Here is a 15,867-nt window from a genome sequence, read left to right on the forward strand (position 1 = left end):
GTAATGGACGTCACGTACCGCGACGAGAGGGTGGCGGATGCCGCCGCCCCCGTCGCGGCGCGGCTCGTCGACCGGGGCGTGCCCGAGCGGCTCGCCGCCGGCGACGCGTCGCTGTGGGGTGAGGGGACGGAGGCGGCCGATCGCCTCGGCTGGCTCACCCTGCCGAGGAGCTCCCGCGAGCTGCTGCCTGAGCTGGAGAAGCTGACCGAGCGGATCCGCGCCCTGGGCCTGACGCACGTGGTGCTGTCGGGCATGGGCGGCTCGTCGCTCGCGGCCGAGGTCATCTGCGACACCGCCGACGTGCCGCTGACCGTCCTGGACACCTCCGACCCCGGCCAGGTACGGCGGGCCCTGGCGGACCGGCCGGAGACCACCGCCGTCGTGGTGTCCAGCAAGAGCGGCACGACGGTGGAGACCCTGGCCCACCTGAGCGTCTACGAGACGCTGTTCCGCGAGGCGGGCGTCAACCCCGCCGACCGGATCGTGGTCGTCACCGACCCCGGCACACCCCTGGAGCAGCACGCGATCGACGCGGGCTACCAGCTCGTGCTGGCCAGACCGGACGTGGGCGGCCGCTATTCGGCGCTGTCGGCGTTCGGGCTGGTGCCGAGCGCGCTGGCGGGCGCCGACGTGGCACGCCTGCTGGACGAGGCCGAGGAGGTGCTGCCGCTGCTGGCCAAGCGCGACGGCAACCCGGGCTTCGACCTGGGGGTGGCGCTGGGCGCCGCGGCGCTGGGCGGGCGCGACAAGCTGCTGCTCGAGGACCAGCTGTCGGGGATCAACGGCCTGCCCGACTGGATCGAGCAGCTGGTCGCCGAGTCCACCGGCAAGCAGGGCCGCGGCATCCTGCCTGTGGTGGGCGCCGAATGGCACGGCGCCGCCGACGAGCTGGTGGTGGCGATCGAGTCCGACGACGGCGACCTGCGCGTGGACGGCCCGCTCGGCGCGCAGTTCCTGGTCTGGGAGTACGCCGTGGCGCTTGCCGGGCTGGTGCTCGAGGTCGACCCGTTCGATCAGCCGGACGTGGGCGAGGCCAAGCGGAACACGGCGGCGCTGCTGGCCATGCCCGCGCTGCCGATCGAGGAGCCCATGCTGGTCGACGGTCCCGTCGAGATCTACGGCGTGACCGGGGCCAAGGACCTGCCCGGCGTGCTGTCGGCGATGCTGAAGGCGGTCCCTGCCGACGGCTATCTGTCCTTGATGGGCTATCTTGATCGGCTGGCGGCCTTCGACGCTCCCGTGCCGGAGAACGCCGACTTCGAGCAGATGACCGACGCGTGGATGGCGGCCGACGCGGCCACGCTGCGGGCGCTGCTCGCCCTGCGTACGGAGCGGCCCGTCACGTTCGGCTGGGGTCCGCGCTTCCTGCACTCCACCGGGCAGTACCACAAGGGCGGGCCACGCAACGGGGTGTTCATCCAGATCACCGGGGCGGTTGCCGAGGATGTCCTGGTGCCGGGGGAAGAGTACTCGTTGGGGACTCTCCAGCTCGCCCAGGCGCTCGGGGATCTGGGCGCCCTGCTGGAGCGCGGGCGGCCCGCCGTACGCCTGCACTTGACCGATCGCGCGGCAGGTGTCGCGCACCTGCTCGCAGCCGCACAGGAGGCTTGAGATGAATGACCTGGCCGCGCCCGCGGAGGAAGCCGTGGTAGCGGCGACCGCCGCCGCGGGCCCCGCCACCACCCTCGACGTCGCGCTCAATCCGCTGCGCGACCCGCGGGACAAGCGGCTGCCCCGGGTGGCAGGACCGTGTGTGATGGTGCTGTTCGGCGTGACCGGTGACCTGGCCAAGCGCAAGCTCCTGCCGGCGATCTACGACCTGGGCAATCGCGGGCTGCTGCCGCCCGGTTTCTCGCTGGTCGGCTTCGCCCGGCGGGATTGGAAGGACCAGGATTTCGCGCAGCTGACGCATGACGCGGTGAAGGAGCACGCCAGGACGCCCTTCCGCGAGGAGGTCTGGAAGCAACTGCGTGAGGGCATCCACTTCGTGCCCGGCGAGTTCACCGACGACGGCGCCTTCGACGCGCTGGCGATGGCGCTGAAGGAGATTGACGAGACCCGGGGCACCGGTGGCAACTACGCGTTCTACCTGTCGGTGCCGCCGAAGTTCTTCCCGACCGTGGTCAAGCAGCTGAAGCGGACCGGGCTGGCCGACGCGCCGCCCGGGTCGTGGCGGCGGGTGGTCATCGAGAAGCCGTTCGGGCACGACCTGAAGAGCGCGCACGAGCTGAACGAGATCACCAACGAGGCCTTCGCCGAGTCGGCGATCTTCCGGATCGACCACTACCTGGGCAAGGAGACCGTCCAGAACATCCTGGCGCTGCGCTTCGCCAACAACCTCTACGAGCCGATCTGGAACCGCAGCTACGTCGACCACGTGCAGATCACGATGGCCGAGGACATCGGCATCGGCGGCCGCGCGGGTTACTACGACGGCATCGGCGCGGCCCGCGACGTGATCCAGAACCACCTGCTGCAGCTGCTGGCGCTGGTGGCGATGGAGGACCCGACCTCCTTCGACGCCTCCGCGCTGCGCAGGGAGAAGGAGAAGGTGCTCAAGGCCGTCCGGCTCCCGGCCGACCTGGGGCTGAACACCGCCCGCGGCCAGTACGACGCGGGGTGGCAGGGCGGCGAGAAGGTCGTCGGCTACCTGCAGGAGGAGGGCATCCCGCCCACCTCGACCACCGAGACGTACGCGGCCATCAAGCTGGAGATCGCCAACCGGCGCTGGGCGGGCGTGCCGTTCTACCTGCGCACGGGCAAGCGGCTCGGCCGCCGCGTGACTGAGGTGGCGGTGGTGTTCCAGCGGGCGCCGCACCTGCCGTTCTCCAAGACCGACACCGAGATCCTCGGCCAGAACGCGCTGGTCATCCGCGTCCAGCCGGACGAGGGCGTCACGGTGCGGTTCGGCTCGAAGGTGCCGGGCACCGCGATGGAGGTGCGGGACGTGTCCATGGACTTCGCCTACGGCGAGTCGTTCATGGAGTCCTCGCCCGAGGCCTACGAGCGGCTGCTGCTGGATGTGATGATCGGCGATCCGCCGCTGTTCCCGCACCAGCGGGAGGTCGAGCTGTCGTGGAAGATCCTCGATCCGATCGAGGACTTCTGGCATACGCAGGGCCAGCCCGAGGGCTATCCGTCCGGATCCTGGGGTCCGGAGTCGGCCGACGCGATGATGGCCCGCGACGGGCGTGTCTGGAGGAGGCTCTGATGCCCACTTTCATGCTGACGGACACGGTCGCGGGGAAGATCTCCTCGCAGCTGACGCACCTGCGGCACGCGATGGGCGCGCCGACCATGGGCATGGTGCTGACGCTGGTCGTGGTCTGCGACGAGCGCGACCAGTACGACTCCACCCGCGCCGCCACCGAGGCCGCCCGCGAGCACCCCTCGCGCATCCTCGTGGTCGTCAAGCGGGAGCCCGACGAGACCAACCGGCTCGACGCGGAGATCCGCATCGGCGAGTCGACGCCGGGCGAGGTGGTCGTGCTGCGCCTGTACGGCGAGCTGACCGAGCACGCCGACTCGGTGGTCAGCCCGCTGCTGCTGCCCGACACGCCGGTCGTGGTGTGGTGGCCGGGCGAGGCCCCCGCGGTCCCTGCCAAGGACCCGATCGGGGCGCTGGCCCAGCGGCGCATCACCGACGCCCGCTCCGCCCACGACGGGATCAAGGAGCTGGTGACGCGGGCCAAGGGGTACGCGCCCGGCGACACCGACCTGGCCTGGGCGCGGATCACGCCGTGGCGCAGCCTGCTCGCGGCGGCCTTCGACCAGCCGGTGGGCAAGGTGAAGAAGGGCACGGTCGCGGGCCCGGCCGGTCACCCGAGCGCGCCGCTGCTCGCGGCCTGGCTGTCGGAGCGCCTCGGGGCGCCGGTCAAGGTGACCGAATCGGGCGGGCCCGGGCTGACGTCGGTGCGGCTGGGGCTGAACGACGGGGAGCTGGCGGTCTCGCGCCACGACGCCCGCCTGGCCAGGCTGGCGCGTCCTGGCCAGCCTGACCGCAACGTGGCGCTGGCCCGCCGCCAGACCTCCGAGCTCCTGTCGGAGGAACTGCGCCGCCTGGACCCCGACGAGACCTACGAGTCCGCCGTCAAGCGCGTAGCCCGCAGCTATCGGGGTTAGTCGCCGGTTCTCGGGGCGGCAGCCGTACGGCAAGGCCGCCCCACCGCCACCCGCCGCACGGGGCTTGGCTCCGTCCGGGGAGACGCTCCTGCGGTGATGCGGGGCGGGCCGCCGTCACGACGCCCACCACCCATCTGCCCTGGGACCTACGGCCGGTTTGCGGTGGCTTGCCGTACCAGGGCGAAGCTTGTCGTAAAAGATCATTAAGAGAAGTCGAGAAACGCACCTCGGGGGTGGAAGAGTGGAGGACGTGAGCGTGGCAAGTGTGGTTGTGCATCGGGATGCCGACGTGCTGGCCAAGGCGGTCGCGGCGCGGATCATCACGCGCCTGGTGGATGTGCAGGCGGCCAGAGGCAGCGCGTCGCTGGTGCTGACCGGCGGGACGGTCGGCACGGCCACGCTGGCGGCGATCGCCGAGACGCCCGCGCGGGACGCCGTCGACTGGGAGCGGCTGGACATCTGGTGGGGCGACGAGCGTTTCGTCCCGACCGGCGATCCGGAGCGCAACGAGACAGGCGCGCGGGCGGCGCTGCTCGACCACGTGGACGTCGACCCCGAGCGGGTGCACGTGATGCTGGGCCCCGACTCGGGGCTGACGGCCGAGGAGTCGGCCGACGCGTACGCGGTCGAGCTGAGCAAGGCGGCGCGGCCCGAGGATCACGGGCCGGTGCCGCGCTTCGACATCATGCTGCTCGGCATGGGTCCCGACGCGCACGTGGCCTCGCTGTTCCCCGGGATGCCCGCGCTGTACGACACGCGCTCGGTGGTGGCCGTGCACGGCTCGCCCAAGCCGCCGCCCACCCGGATCTCGCTCACGCTGCCGGCCATCCAGGCCTCGCGCGAGGTGTGGGTGGTGGCCGCCGGCGAGGAGAAGTCGGGCGCGGTCCGGCTGGCCCTGTCGGACTCGGGGCCGGTCCAGGTGCCCGCGGCCGGGGCCCGGGGGCGCAGCGGCACCCTGTTCCTGCTGGACAGGGCGGCCGCCAGTAAGATCCCTCCGGGCCTCGGCCGCATCGCCTCCCCCTGAGGGTCAGCGGACGGGGTGGATGTACCAGGCCCCGTAGCTGCCGACGCACTCGAAGTCGGACCACTCGCCGTTCTCGATGCCCCTGTTGCCGGCGCTCAGGCACCCCGACTCGTACTCGTACGGGCCGAGCGAGGTGCCGAACGCGGCCGCGGGGGCGATCGGCGCGGGCGGAGCGGCGGAGGCCGATGCGGCCGTCGTCCCGGCCGCCAGGAAAGCGCCGATGATCAGTGCGCCCAGTGTGATGCGTCTCATGGTGAAATCCCTCCCGTTCGTGTTGTCACGATCGAGTGTTCTTTCACGCCGTCTCACAGGCGTTTCACGCGCGTGTCAGGGCGTCGATCTCGTCGAGCAGCGCTTCCTTGCGATCCTTGGGCAGGTAGGACGCGGTGACGCCGTTGCGCGCGAGCTGCGCGAGCTCGGTCTTGCCGAAGCCGAAGACCTCGGCCGCCACCCGGTACTCGCCCGCCAGCGTGGTGCCGAACATGGGCGGGTCGTCGCTGTTGAGCGTGACGAACAGCCCCTCCTCCAGCATGCGCGGCAGCGGGTGGTCGCCGATGTCCGCCAGCTGGCCGGTGCGGACGTTGGAGGTCGGGCAGACGTCCAGCGGGATCTGGGTCTCGCGCAGGTGCGCCACCAGCCGCGGGTCGTCCAGGCAGCTGATGCCGTGGCCGATGCGCTCGGCGCCGTAGCCGTCGATGACCTCCCAGATCGTCTCGGGCCCCGACATCTCCCCGCCGTGCGGGACGCTGTGCAGGCCGGCCGCGCGGGCGGCGGAGAACGCGTCGCGGTAGGCGTCCCGGTACTTGGGCCGCTCCTGCTCGATCCCGCCGATGCCGAAACCTACCAATGCGGCGGGAGGTTCCTGCAGGGCGTGCTCGACGGTGATGCGGGCGGACTCCTCGCCGTACTCGCCGGGGATGTCGAAGATGTAGGCCACCTCGACGCCGTACTGTTCGCGCGCCTGGGCGGCGGCCAGGTCGAGCGCCTCGGTGACGGCGCGCATCGGCAGCCCGACCATGTGGTGCGCGTAGGGCGTGACCTGGATCTCGAAGTAGCGCCCGCCCTGCGGGGCCAGGTCGCGGGCCAGCCCGGTGATCAGCGTGGCCACGTCCTCCGGCTCGCGGACCAGTGAGTTGACGGCCCGGTAGACGCGGGCGAAGTGGGGGAAGTCGACGAAGGTGTAGAAGTCGCGCAGTTCCTCCTCGGTGGTGGGAACGCCGTTGCCCGGGTGGCGGCGGGCGAGTTCGAGCACGGTCGGCAGCGAGGCCGAGCCCACCAGGTGCACGTGGAGTTCGACCTTGGGCAGGGCGTCGATGAAGGCGTCGATGGTCATGCCGCCGACCTTAAGCGGCTCAATCGGTGTGATCCTAGGCTTTTGGCCCGAATCTCACAGCAAGATGTCAGCTTTCCGCCGCTATGGTGATCGGGTGGATGCCGATGCCTACGAGCGCGGGTTCGCCCGCCTCACCGCGCACACCGTCGACCCGCTGCTCAACCTGGTACGGAAGAGCCGCGCGATCAGGCTGCTCGACGTGGGCTGCGGCACCGGCGTCGTCACCGGCGCGGCCATCGCGCTCGACGCCGAGGTGACGGCCGTCGACAGCGACCTCGACATGCTGGAGCTGACCGCCCGCCGCCATCCCTACGCGACCGTACGGCTGGCCGCCCTGCCGGAACTGCCCTTCCCGGACGAGACGTTCGACGCCGCCGCGGGAAACTTCGTGATCAACCACGTCGAGGACGTGCCCCGGGCCGTGGACGAGCTCCACCGCGTCCTGCGCCCCGGCGGCACGCTCGCGCTGAGCTGGTGGAACCGTCAGGAGATGACGGCCACGTCGGTCATCGCCGAGGCCGCCGGGATCACCGTCCCGCCGCCGGTCCCCGACGTGGCGGCGGCGATGCGGGAGGCGGGTTTCGGCGGCGTGGCGGTGGACACGATGCGCTGGCACCACCGGGTCGGTCTGGACGCGTGGTGGACCGACGTGCTGGCGGCGGGCGGCCCCCGGTTCGGGATGATCGCCGAGCTGCCGCCGGAGGAGATCGAGCGGATCAGGCAGGAGTACCTCAGGCTGGCCGAGCCCTACGCGGCCGGCGGGTTCCCCGTGTGCGCCCTGCTAGCCCACGGCACCCGCTGACCAGGCGCGCACCAGCGGCAGCAGGTAGGCGTCGATCGACTCGCCGACGAACGCGTCGTCGTAGACCGGTCCCGTGAAGATCGTCTGATGCCACACCAGCGCCTCGGCGAGCGTGAACACCCGCACGGGATCGACCGGCCCGTCCAGCTCGCCGCGCTTCCTGGCTCGCTCCAGCGTCTCTCCCACACCGCTCAGGTCCCTGGTGGGCATGTGCGCGCGCAGCGTGCGGGCCAGTTCCTGGTGCGAGACCAGCGTGGAGGACAGGCCGATGATCAGCGTGTGCTTGCGCTCGACCGCGCCGCACAGCCCGAGGAAGAGCGCGACCAGGTCACCCCTGAGCGACCCGGTGTCGGTGCCGGTGGGCACCTCCATGTCGAAGCGGCCGCAGATCACGTCCACGACCAGCTCGGGCTTGCCCGCCCAGCGCCGGTAGATGGTCGCCTTGCTGGCCTTGGCCCGCTTGGCGATCTGGTCGACCGTCATCCGGTCGTAACCCACCTCCGAGAGCAGCCCCATCGTGGCGTCGAGGATGGCCTTCTCCCGGTCGGGGTCGAGTGGAGCCACGTGCACGTCCTTCAGCTGTAGGCGATCTCCTCGAATCGTACGCCGGTCAGCTCGCTGGATACCTCCCACAGCCGCGCGGCGAGCTCGCCGGACCTGGCCGTCTTCGACGGGGTCAGGAGCTTGGTCTTGGGCCCGACGAACTCGCCGCCGCGGATCTCCGGCGACGTGGCGGCGTACAGCGAGGGCACCGCCCCGGCCGCGGGCGACCGCATGATCAGCGCCATCAGCGGCTTCAGCGGGCCGACCTTGACGATGTTGGTGGCGGTCATGCCCGGGTGGCTGGCCGCGCTGAGCAGGTCGGCGCCCGCCTTCTCGGCCCGGCGCTGCAGTTCGAGGGTGAAGAGCAGGTTGGCCAGCTTGGAGCGGCCGTAGGCGCTCATCCGGCCGTAGCCGCGCTCGAGCGCCAGGTCGTCGAAGTCGATCCTCCCGCCGGCGTGGGCGTCGCTGGAGACCGTCACCACCCTGGCCTGCCCAGCCCTCAGCAGCAGCGGGAGCAGCAGTCCCGTGAGGGCGAAATGCCCCAGGTGGTTGGTGCCGAACTGCAGCTCGAAGCCGTCCTTGGTGAGCCTGCGCGGGATCAGCCCGATGCCCGCGTTGTTGACCAGCAGGTCCACCCGGTCGACGGTGCTCGCGAACTCCCTGACCGAGGCCAGGTCCGCCAGGTCGAGCCGCCCGTAGGTGACCTTGGCATCGGGCACCTCCTGCCTGATCGCGGCCAGCGTCGCCTCCCCCTTGACCGCGTCGCGGGCGGTGACCACGACCTCGGCGCCGTGCCTGGCCAGCTCGAGCGCCGTGGGCAGGCCGATGCCGCTGTTGGCACCGGTGACGACGGCCTTCCTGCCGGTGAGGTCGGGCATGCCCGAGGGGCTCCACGTTCTCATCGCCACTCCTATGGTGTACGAAACCGTTTCGTACACCATAGCTGTACGAAACGGTTTCGTACAGCGCTCCCTTAGCGCGCCTTCTCCAGGCGCTGGCGGGCGTGGCGTTCCTCGCGGCGGGTGACCTCCAGGCGCTGGTCGGCGTCGGTCAGCTTCTTTCGGGCCTTGGCCAGCTTGCGCTCCAGGCTCGCGACCTTCTCCGCCCGCGCCTCGCGCTCCTGTACGGCCAGCGCCAGCGCGTCCCGCCACTCCTGGTAGGCGGATTCCGCCTCCTCCAGCTCGTGTGCACGCCTGGCAGCCTCCTCGGCCTTGGCCGCCTCGTCCTCCTCCTTCGGCTTGCGCTGGGGGCGTTTCCTGGGGGTGGGGGCGGGGGCGAAGCCGCTGTAGCTCAGCGGCTTGACCAGGCGGCCCTGCCGTACCTGGTCGGCGGCGTCGGCGTCGACCACGGCCGCCTCCAGCGTCTGCTCCACCTCGGCCGCGGCCGCGGCCGAGAGGCCGGGCCTGAGCGACCTGGCCAGCCTGCCGCTCACCTCGCCGCGGCGCCTGGTCAGCTCGGCCAGCGCATCGGCGTCCTGCGCCTGCCAGGCCGAGCGCAGCTCCTCCCCCAGCCGCAGCAACTCGGTGAGCTCGCCGGCATGCCGCCTGGAGGCCTGGTTGACCGCCCACGCCGACACGGTGGGTTTGCGCAGCGCCGCTATGTCGCGCGCCAGCCGTACCTCTCCCGCGTCCTTGGCCGCGCGGGCCTCGGCCTCGCGTGCGGCGGTGAACTCGCCCGGCGGCAGCGCGTAGAGGCGGTCGGCCACCTCGTCAAGATCCACACTGGTCAAATACCCCGCGGGGGCGACTTTGTAGCGCACCGGGGCTTGGCGGGGCGGGGGAAGCTACTGTGGAAGGAGTCCCTCGAACGGAGGCCCCCGTTGTTCGAGCGCTTCACCGACCGTGCGCGCAGGGTCGTCGTCCTGGCCCAGGAAGAGGCGCGGACGCTGGACCACAACTACATCGGCACCGAGCACATCCTGCTCGGCCTGATCAGCGAGCGCGAGGGCGTGGCCGGGCTCGCGCTCGAGGAGAGCGGCGTCGAGAAGGACGCCGTGCGCGCCTTCATCGAGCAGGAGGTGGGCCGGGGCTCCGAGCAACCCGCCGGGCACATCCCGTTCACGCCGCGTGCCAAGAAGGTCCTGGAGCTGTCGCTGCGCGAGGCGCTGCAGCTGCGCCACAACTACATCGGCACCGAGCACATCCTGCTCGGCCTGCTGCGCGAGGGCAAAGGACTGGCCTGCCAGGCCCTGGTGCACCTGAACCTGTCGCTGGAGGAGCTGCGGCAGCTGGTCATCGACCGGGTGGGCGCGGTGCCGCGCGAGCGGCCGAGCCCGGAGATGCTCTTCACCGGCACCTCGGCGCTGGCCGAGCGGCTGTCCAGGATCGAGGAGAGCCTGGCCCGCATCGAACGCCATCTCGGCATCGGCGGCCGGGACGACGAGGCGGCCTCAGGCTGACACCAGGGCGCCCACCGGCAGCCGGGCCTCCACCACGCCCGGGTCCTCGGTGTAGCCGAGGGTGGCGCCCAGTGAGATGAGCAGCCTGCGCATCCGCACGTTGTCGGACAGCATGGTGGCCCGGACCTCGGCGTACCCGAGGTCGCGCGCCTCCACCACGAGCATCCTGGCCAGTGCCTTGCCCAGACCGCGCCCCTGCCAGCGGTCCTCGACCAGGAAGGCCATCTCGGCGATGCCGGGGTCGGGGGTGAACATCAGGTTGGCCATCGCCACCGCCTGACCGTCGTGCCCGGCCACCAGCGAGTGCCCGCGGCCGCGGTCGCACAGCCTCTCGAACATCCTCGGCGGCAGCACGGGCATCGAGGTGAAGTAGCGGAAGCGGCGCGACTCCGGCGAGCAGCGCTCGTGCAGGTCGCGCACGGCCTCGCGGTAGATCGTGGTGAGCGGCTTGATCGTCAGCTCGGCGCCGTCGGCGAGCCTGACCGTCCGCTCGGCGCCGGCGTGCTCCGCGGGCGGCTGGGCCAGCCGTACGAACGAGGCCGCGCGGGCGGCCTCCGTCAGCGTGAACGGCAGGCCCGCACGGCGCAGCCGCACCGCGCGGCGCGCGGCGACGGGCACGACGAGCTGGGTGGGATCAGGCAGTTCGCTCACTTGTTCACCATAGAGCCAGCGGGCATCATCCGCGCGCAGCAGCTCCGCCAGCAACTCCGGCAGCCGCCACGGCATCGCGCGCAGCCGGGAGGCCAGCAGCAGCGCCCTGGTGGGCTCGTCGGTCAGCTCGTGCGCGCTGGCGGGGACCACCTGCACCCGCCGGCCGCCCGCCTCCTCCAGCGCCTCGCGCACGCTGTCGGCCGAGGCCGGGATGTCGGCGACGAACTCGTCTACGGTGCCGTCGGCGTCAGGATGGACGCTCAGTCCGAGAATGTTGCCGCCCTTTTCGGCCAGCGCCGCGGCCAGCGAAGCCAGCCGCCCGGGCCGCTCGTCCACCGTGGTGCGGATGCGCAAGAATCCCATGCGATCCAGCATGCGGGGAGTCTGTTACACCTCCGCTAACCTCGTGTTTCATCGCGAAGAGGAGTTTCATGGACATTGTCTATCGAGGTGGGCGGGTCTTCGCCGCCGCCGGGTTCGCCGAGGCCGTGCTGGTGCGCGACGGCGTGATCGCCGCCGTCGGATCGGAGAGCGAGATCGTCCGGCAGGCCGCCACGCACGACGTGGTGGACCTCGACGGCGGGTTGCTGGTGCCCGGGTTCACCGACGCGCACATCCACCCCGTGCAGGCAGGCTTGGAGCGCGCCAAGTGTGATTTGTCCGACATTTATGGACTTGAGGCTTATCTGGCGAAGATCGCTGACTATGCCGCTCAGCATGGTGACAAGGACTGGATCGACGGCGGCGGCTGGGACATGTCGGCCTTCCCCGGCGGGCTGCCGCACCGCTCCCAGCTGGACTTCCTGGACAGGCCCGCGTACCTGATCCAGCGCGACCACCACGCCGCCTGGGTCAACACCCGCGCGCTCGAGCTGGCCGGCATCACCGCGGGCACTCCCGACCCGGTCGACGGCCGGATCGAGCGTGACCCCGACGGGACGCCGAGCGGGGTGCTGCACGAGGGCGCGATGGACCTGGTCGGCCTGCTCACCCCGCGCCCCACCGCGCAGGACCTGGACGACGCGCTGGTCGAGGCCCAGCGGCACCTGTTCTCGCTGGGCATCACCGGCTGGCAGGACGCCATCGTGGGCTCCTACGCCGGCTCCGACGACCAGCTGCCCACCTACCTGTCGGCGGCCGGGTCGGGCAGGCTGGTGGCGCGGGCCGTGGGCGCGCTGTGGTGGGACAGGACGCGCGGCCTCGACCAGATCGACGAGCTGCTCGAGCGGCGGGCGCGGGCCGAGGGCCTGGATCGCTTCCGCGCCGACTCGATCAAGATCATGCAGGACGGCATCACCGAGAACTTCACCGCCGCCACGCTCGAGCCGTACTGCAGGTGCGGCGGCACCGGCCTGTCGTACGTCGACCCGGGCAAGCTGAAGGAGTACGTGGCCGAGCTGGACCGGCTCGGCTTCCAGGTGCACTTCCACGCGATCGGCGAGCGCGCGGTCCGCGAGGCGCTGGACAGCTTCACGGGGACGAACCCCGGCAACCGCCACCACATCGCGCACCTGCAGATCATCGAGCCGTCGGACGTGCCGCGCTTCGCCGAGCTGGGCGTCACGGCGAACCTGCAGCCGCTGTGGGCCACCCACCACGCGCAGATGGACGAGCTGACGCTGCCCTTCCTCGGCGAGCCGCGCTCGTCCTGGCAGTACCCCTTCGCCGACCTGCAGCGCGCAGGCACCCGTTTCTGCGCGGGCAGCGACTGGCCCGTCTCGGACGCCGACCCGCTGCAGGGCATGCACGTCGCGGTCAACCGCACCGAGCCCGGCGGCTCCGTGCACGCCTCCTACCCCACGGCCCAGGAGCCGTTCCTGCCCGAGCAGCGGATCGACCTGGCCACCGCGCTGACCGCCTACACGGCGGGCTCGGCCTGGATCAACCGCTCCCCCGCCGGGATCATCGAGCCGGGCCGGCCCGCCGACCTGGTGGTCCTGGATCGCGACCCGTTCGCGCTGCCGCTGGGCGACATCTGGACGACGAAGGTGCGGATGACGTTCGTGGACGGGAAGATCGTCCACGAGGTGTAATTGACCCTGTGCCGTTATCACGGGGGAAGAGGGTCGTGGTCGTCGACGATGACGACATCAGCCGCACCGGAATCGTCCATATCCTGACCGAGACGCCCGGCCTGGAGGTGCTGGCCGGGCTCGACCATCGCACCGCCGCCACCTGGCCCGGCTGGGCCGAGGTGGACGTGGCCGTCGTCGACGCCGCCGACGAGCGCCGGGGCGACGACCAGTTCCCCGGCGTGGCCGTCGTCCAGGCGATCCGTCAGGTCAACGGCCACGCCACCGTGATCGTCCTGACCGGCCACTTCCTGGACGGCGCCGTCCGCCGGCGGATGCGCGAGGCCAGGGCCGACTACTTCTACCACCGCAGCCAGCTCAGCGACGCGGCCAGGCTGCGGGCCACCGTGCTCGACCCCGCGGGCAGCGTCCCCGAGCCGCTCGATCCCGAGGAGGAGATCAGGCACGGCATCTCCGCGCACAGTAGGGTCAACGCCGCCGTCGCCTACGCCCTGGCGCAGGACCTGCCCGCCAAGCTGCGCGAGCGCGCCAACCCGCGCTCGCGCGCCTGGGAGCGGCTGCGCAGGGAGTTCAACCAGCAGGCCAGGCTGGCCGCCATGACCTCCGACGGTCGCGTTCCCGACCGCCCGCAGGACCTGCCGTCGCTGCCGCAGATCTCCCGCTTCCTGGCCTGGGCGACCCGCGTGAAGACGCGCGGCCTGGACTCTGACGGGTCCCGCGGCCTCGATGACTGATCCGCGACCATCACTGCGCATCTCACGCGCGGCGACGCGGGCCAAAGCGTTCACCGCCACCCGCTTGTTCCTCAATCTGCGCCTGGCCTCGCGGGTGACGGTCGGCATGTCGGCGGCCACGACCGGCCGCCCCTGGCTCGCGGTCGCGGCCTTCGCCTGCGTCCTGTACGACGTGCTCTACTACCTGGCGCTCCGGCGCGGCCTGCGCATCCCGCTCCCGGTACGGCTGGCGCTGGACGCCGCCGACGTGAGCCTCTGGTCGGTGCTGTACGGCGCCCCGCTCGACGCGCCCGCCCTGGTGGCCGGGCCCCTGGCCTTCGAGATGGCCCTGATGCACGGCGCGACCGGCCTGCGGGTACCCCTGGCAGTGTGCGTGGCGGCCAATGCCGCGCTGCTGGCCACCGGCGCGCCGCTGAGCCCTGCTCCGCTGTTGTGGCCGGGCTTCAGCGCGGTCTGCGGCCTGTTGTTCGACCGCTACCTGGAGGCCAGGCTCCGCCAACGGCTGCGCACCGCCGAGGCGGAACGCCAGGCCGCGAGGAGCCAGGCCGAGCTGGCCGGGCGGCACAGCGTCGCCGTCGGCGCCGACACCGTCGTCGACCTGCTCACCCGCACCTGGCCGCTGCTGGCCGTGCCTGGCAAGTCGACCGCCTCCCCGCTGTCGGCCTGGCGCCAACGGCTGTCGGAGGAGACGGCCGACCACGCCGAGTACCTGGCGGTGGCGCTGCTGCGCTGGGAGCAGCGCCACAACCTGGCCAGCCCCGATCTGTCGCGCGACGTCGAGTTCCGGCCCGCCGGCGGCTGCTCGTCGCTGCTGCTCACCCCGCACCAGGTCGGCGTCCTGGAAGAGCTCCTGGTACGGCTGGCGCCCACCGGGATCGTGACGGTGACCGTACCCCGCCCCAGGCCGCTCGGACTGCGGCAGGACCTGCACCTCGGCGACCGGGCCGTGAGCCTGCCCGCCGACGAGCGCCCGCACACCCCGCCCTTCGACCCCGGGCCCGCCATGATCGGCCTGGGCGCGATCGGCTCGCTCAGCCACGCCTACCCCGACATGGACGGGGTGCCGCTGCCGCTGGCGCTCGGCCTGACCGCGAGCGGGCTGGCGGTCGCCTGGTGGGCGCACCGGCGGGTGATGGTCCAGGGCACCTCCGCCCACGGCGTCGTGCTGGCGGCAGCGCTGGGCTTCGGCGCGGTGGACGCGCTGGTGTCCACGGCGTTCATGCGGACCCTGGAGTCCGGGGGGTTGACGCGCCTGCCGTACCTGCACTTCCTGCTCTTCGCCGGGCCGCTGGCGGTCATGTACCTGCGGGACCTCAGCGTGGCGCGGCGCTGGGGCACGCTGGCGGCGACGGGCGCGATCCTGGCGGTCTGCACGGCACTGCTGCCGGTGCCCCTGCACCTGGCGGACGTGACCGCCCTGTCGTGGCCGCTGGCCTTCACCGCCGGGGCGTCGAGCCTGCGCGACCTGCTCGACGAGGACAACTCCGGCTTCGACGAGGAGCTGGCCAGGGCGCGGGCCGCCGCGGTCAGCGAGGGCTACCGCGGCGGGCGCGCCGACGTCCTCCTGCTGGTGCGGGAGGCGGCTGAGGAGGCCAGGCGGCGGCTGGCGCAGGATCGGGCGGCGCTCAACCCGGTTTTCCTGCCGGAGATCGAGCGCCGCCTCACCGAGGTCGACCACCGCCTGGCCACCCTTCAGCGGGTCACACCGGGCAGGCCTGCTTGATGCCGTTCTCCCTGAGCATGCCCCAGCCGATCTGGGTGCCCGTCTCATCGTTGGCGTCGGTGAAGGTGATGCTGTTCACGTTCGTGGCGCCCATCAGGTAATGCCACCCTTCCCTGGGACCTTCGTCGAGTGTCATCCCGGAGGTGCCGTACCTGCCCTGGTCGAACTTGAACTTGATCGAGCCTGTTGCGTGGCCACGCGGAACGTAGAAGTAGAAGTGACACATCTGGCGGAGAGTCTTCACCGCGTAGGTCACCTCGACGCAGGCGTGGCCGCCGTTGGAGTTGGTGTAGCCGATCAACTCGCCGTAGGCGTCCCTGGTCTCGAACCACTGTCGCGATCCCGGGCACGCGGCCGTCTTGTTCTCCCAGGTGATAACGCCCGCTCCCGTGAAGTAGTACTGGGTGCGCGGCTCGGCGGATGCCGGGGACGCCGCGAGCAGGCCGGCCAGCAGGCCCGTTACGGCCCCCGCGGCCATGAGCGCAGTACGCATGTTGAGGTCGC

General features: G+C 71.7%; 16 protein-coding genes. 9 read left to right on the forward strand and 7 right to left on the reverse strand.

Going from position 1 to position 15,867, the window contains the following annotated elements; all coding sequences use genetic code 11:
- Positions 1-3 precede the first annotated feature (3 nt).
- From KIK09_RS37170 to pgl, 4 genes are all read left to right on the forward strand, one after another.
- The gene (locus KIK09_RS37170; RefSeq protein WP_214324125.1) at positions 4-1,611 is read left to right on the forward strand and encodes a phosphoglucose isomerase-related protein; all 1,608 of its coding nucleotides are present in this window, start codon (positions 4-6) and stop codon (positions 1,609-1,611) included.
- Position 1,612: 1 nt separating this feature from the next.
- Positions 1,613-3,211 (forward strand): glucose-6-phosphate dehydrogenase, encoded by a 1,599-nt coding sequence (gene zwf / locus KIK09_RS37175; RefSeq protein ID WP_250574300.1) that lies wholly within the window; start codon positions 1,613-1,615, stop codon positions 3,209-3,211.
- Positions 3,211-4,122 carry a glucose-6-phosphate dehydrogenase assembly protein OpcA gene (opcA, locus tag KIK09_RS37180; RefSeq protein WP_214324126.1) on the forward strand — a complete coding sequence of 304 codons (912 nt, stop codon included), beginning with the start codon at positions 3,211-3,213 and terminating at the stop codon, positions 4,120-4,122. The genes zwf and opcA overlap by 1 nt, the downstream gene beginning before the upstream one ends.
- Before the next feature lie 250 nt (positions 4,123-4,372).
- On the forward strand, positions 4,373-5,146 hold the full coding sequence (gene pgl / locus KIK09_RS37185; protein ID WP_214324127.1) for a 6-phosphogluconolactonase: 774 nt from the start codon (positions 4,373-4,375) through the stop codon (positions 5,144-5,146).
- Between the two features lie 3 nt (positions 5,147-5,149).
- On the opposite strand, the gene KIK09_RS37190 is transcribed toward pgl, so the two are convergent.
- Together KIK09_RS37190 and add are read right to left on the reverse strand one after the other, a co-directional pair.
- Positions 5,150-5,398, reverse strand: coding sequence for a hypothetical protein (locus tag KIK09_RS37190; RefSeq protein WP_214324128.1), 249 nt, complete (start codon positions 5,396-5,398; stop codon positions 5,150-5,152).
- 64 nt (positions 5,399-5,462) lie between these two features.
- A complete protein-coding gene (gene add, locus KIK09_RS37195) occupies positions 5,463-6,479 on the reverse strand; it encodes an adenosine deaminase (RefSeq protein ID WP_214324129.1) in 1,017 nt (338 codons plus the stop codon).
- A gap of 94 nt (positions 6,480-6,573) precedes the next feature.
- Between add and KIK09_RS37200 the strand changes: the two genes are divergently transcribed.
- On the forward strand, positions 6,574-7,281 hold the full coding sequence (locus KIK09_RS37200) for a class I SAM-dependent methyltransferase (RefSeq protein ID WP_214324130.1): 708 nt from the start codon (positions 6,574-6,576) through the stop codon (positions 7,279-7,281).
- On the opposite strand, the gene KIK09_RS37205 is transcribed toward KIK09_RS37200, so the two are convergent.
- The 3 genes from KIK09_RS37205 to KIK09_RS37215 all read right to left on the reverse strand — a co-directional run bounded on the left by KIK09_RS37205 (position 7,261) and on the right by KIK09_RS37215 (position 9,544).
- On the reverse strand, positions 7,261-7,845 hold the full coding sequence (locus KIK09_RS37205) for a TetR/AcrR family transcriptional regulator (protein ID WP_214324131.1): 585 nt from the start codon (positions 7,843-7,845) through the stop codon (positions 7,261-7,263). The genes KIK09_RS37200 and KIK09_RS37205 overlap by 21 nt on opposite strands.
- An 11-nt stretch (positions 7,846-7,856) precedes the next feature.
- Positions 7,857-8,726 carry an oxidoreductase gene (locus KIK09_RS37210; RefSeq protein ID WP_214324132.1) on the reverse strand — a complete coding sequence of 290 codons (870 nt, stop codon included), beginning with the start codon at positions 8,724-8,726 and terminating at the stop codon, positions 7,857-7,859.
- A 71-nt stretch (positions 8,727-8,797) separates the two neighbouring features.
- Complete coding sequence (locus KIK09_RS37215) at positions 8,798-9,544, reverse strand: hypothetical protein (protein ID WP_214324133.1); 747 nt, start codon at positions 9,542-9,544, stop codon at positions 8,798-8,800.
- 99 nt (positions 9,545-9,643) lie between these two features.
- Here KIK09_RS37215 and KIK09_RS59520 point away from each other — a divergent pair, with 99 nt between their 5' ends.
- Positions 9,644-10,222: a Clp protease N-terminal domain-containing protein gene (locus tag KIK09_RS59520; protein ID WP_214324134.1), complete on the forward strand. Its 579-nt coding sequence runs from the start codon at positions 9,644-9,646 to the stop codon at positions 10,220-10,222.
- On the opposite strand, the gene KIK09_RS37225 is transcribed toward KIK09_RS59520, so the two are convergent.
- Positions 10,214-11,236 (reverse strand): GNAT family N-acetyltransferase, encoded by a 1,023-nt coding sequence (locus KIK09_RS37225; protein ID WP_214324135.1) that lies wholly within the window; start codon positions 11,234-11,236, stop codon positions 10,214-10,216. The two genes, KIK09_RS59520 and KIK09_RS37225, sit on opposite strands and share 9 nt — an antisense overlap.
- 68 nt (positions 11,237-11,304) lie before the next feature.
- Here KIK09_RS37225 and KIK09_RS37230 point away from each other — a divergent pair, with 68 nt between their 5' ends.
- Genes KIK09_RS37230 through KIK09_RS37240 form a run of 3 tightly spaced genes read left to right on the forward strand, consistent with a single transcriptional unit; the run spans position 11,305 to position 15,363 of the window.
- Positions 11,305-12,906 carry an amidohydrolase gene (locus KIK09_RS37230; RefSeq protein WP_214324136.1) on the forward strand — a complete coding sequence of 534 codons (1,602 nt, stop codon included), beginning with the start codon at positions 11,305-11,307 and terminating at the stop codon, positions 12,904-12,906.
- A 35-nt stretch (positions 12,907-12,941) separates the two neighbouring features.
- Positions 12,942-13,640: a hypothetical protein gene (locus KIK09_RS37235; RefSeq protein ID WP_214324137.1), complete on the forward strand. Its 699-nt coding sequence runs from the start codon at positions 12,942-12,944 to the stop codon at positions 13,638-13,640.
- On the forward strand, positions 13,633-15,363 hold the full coding sequence (locus tag KIK09_RS37240; protein ID WP_214324138.1) for a hypothetical protein: 1,731 nt from the start codon (positions 13,633-13,635) through the stop codon (positions 15,361-15,363). The genes KIK09_RS37235 and KIK09_RS37240 overlap by 8 nt, the downstream gene beginning before the upstream one ends.
- On the opposite strand, the gene KIK09_RS37245 is transcribed toward KIK09_RS37240, so the two are convergent.
- Positions 15,341-15,856 (reverse strand): hypothetical protein, encoded by a 516-nt coding sequence (locus KIK09_RS37245; protein ID WP_214324139.1) that lies wholly within the window; start codon positions 15,854-15,856, stop codon positions 15,341-15,343. The genes KIK09_RS37240 and KIK09_RS37245 overlap by 23 nt on opposite strands.
- Positions 15,857-15,867 lie beyond the last annotated feature (11 nt).

The organism is Nonomuraea sediminis (assembly GCF_018531495.1).
Classification (GTDB): Bacteria; Actinomycetota; Actinomycetes; order Streptosporangiales; family Streptosporangiaceae; genus Nonomuraea; species Nonomuraea sediminis.

What these genes read in the sequence shown, in the direction of transcription:
- KIK09_RS37170 (WP_214324125.1), top strand. Translation starts at nt 4, where the DNA reads ATGGACGTCACGTACCGCGACGAGAGGGTGGCGGATGCCGCCGCCCCC.
- zwf (WP_250574300.1), top strand. Translation starts at nt 1,613, where the DNA reads ATGAATGACCTGGCCGCGCCCGCGGAGGAAGCCGTGGTAGCGGCGACC.
- opcA (WP_214324126.1), top strand. Translation starts at nt 3,211, where the DNA reads ATGCCCACTTTCATGCTGACGGACACGGTCGCGGGGAAGATCTCCTCG.
- KIK09_RS37190 (WP_214324128.1), bottom strand. Translation starts at nt 5,398, where the DNA reads ATGAGACGCATCACACTGGGCGCACTGATCATCGGCGCTTTCCTGGCG.
- add (WP_214324129.1), bottom strand. Translation starts at nt 6,479, where the DNA reads ATGACCATCGACGCCTTCATCGACGCCCTGCCCAAGGTCGAACTCCAC.
- KIK09_RS37210 (WP_214324132.1), bottom strand. Translation starts at nt 8,726, where the DNA reads ATGAGAACGTGGAGCCCCTCGGGCATGCCCGACCTCACCGGCAGGAAG.
- KIK09_RS37225 (WP_214324135.1), bottom strand. Translation starts at nt 11,236, where the DNA reads ATGGGATTCTTGCGCATCCGCACCACGGTGGACGAGCGGCCCGGGCGG.
- KIK09_RS37230 (WP_214324136.1), top strand. Translation starts at nt 11,305, where the DNA reads ATGGACATTGTCTATCGAGGTGGGCGGGTCTTCGCCGCCGCCGGGTTC.
- KIK09_RS37240 (WP_214324138.1), top strand. Translation starts at nt 13,633, where the DNA reads ATGACTGATCCGCGACCATCACTGCGCATCTCACGCGCGGCGACGCGG.
- KIK09_RS37245 (WP_214324139.1), bottom strand. Translation starts at nt 15,856, where the DNA reads ATGCGTACTGCGCTCATGGCCGCGGGGGCCGTAACGGGCCTGCTGGCC.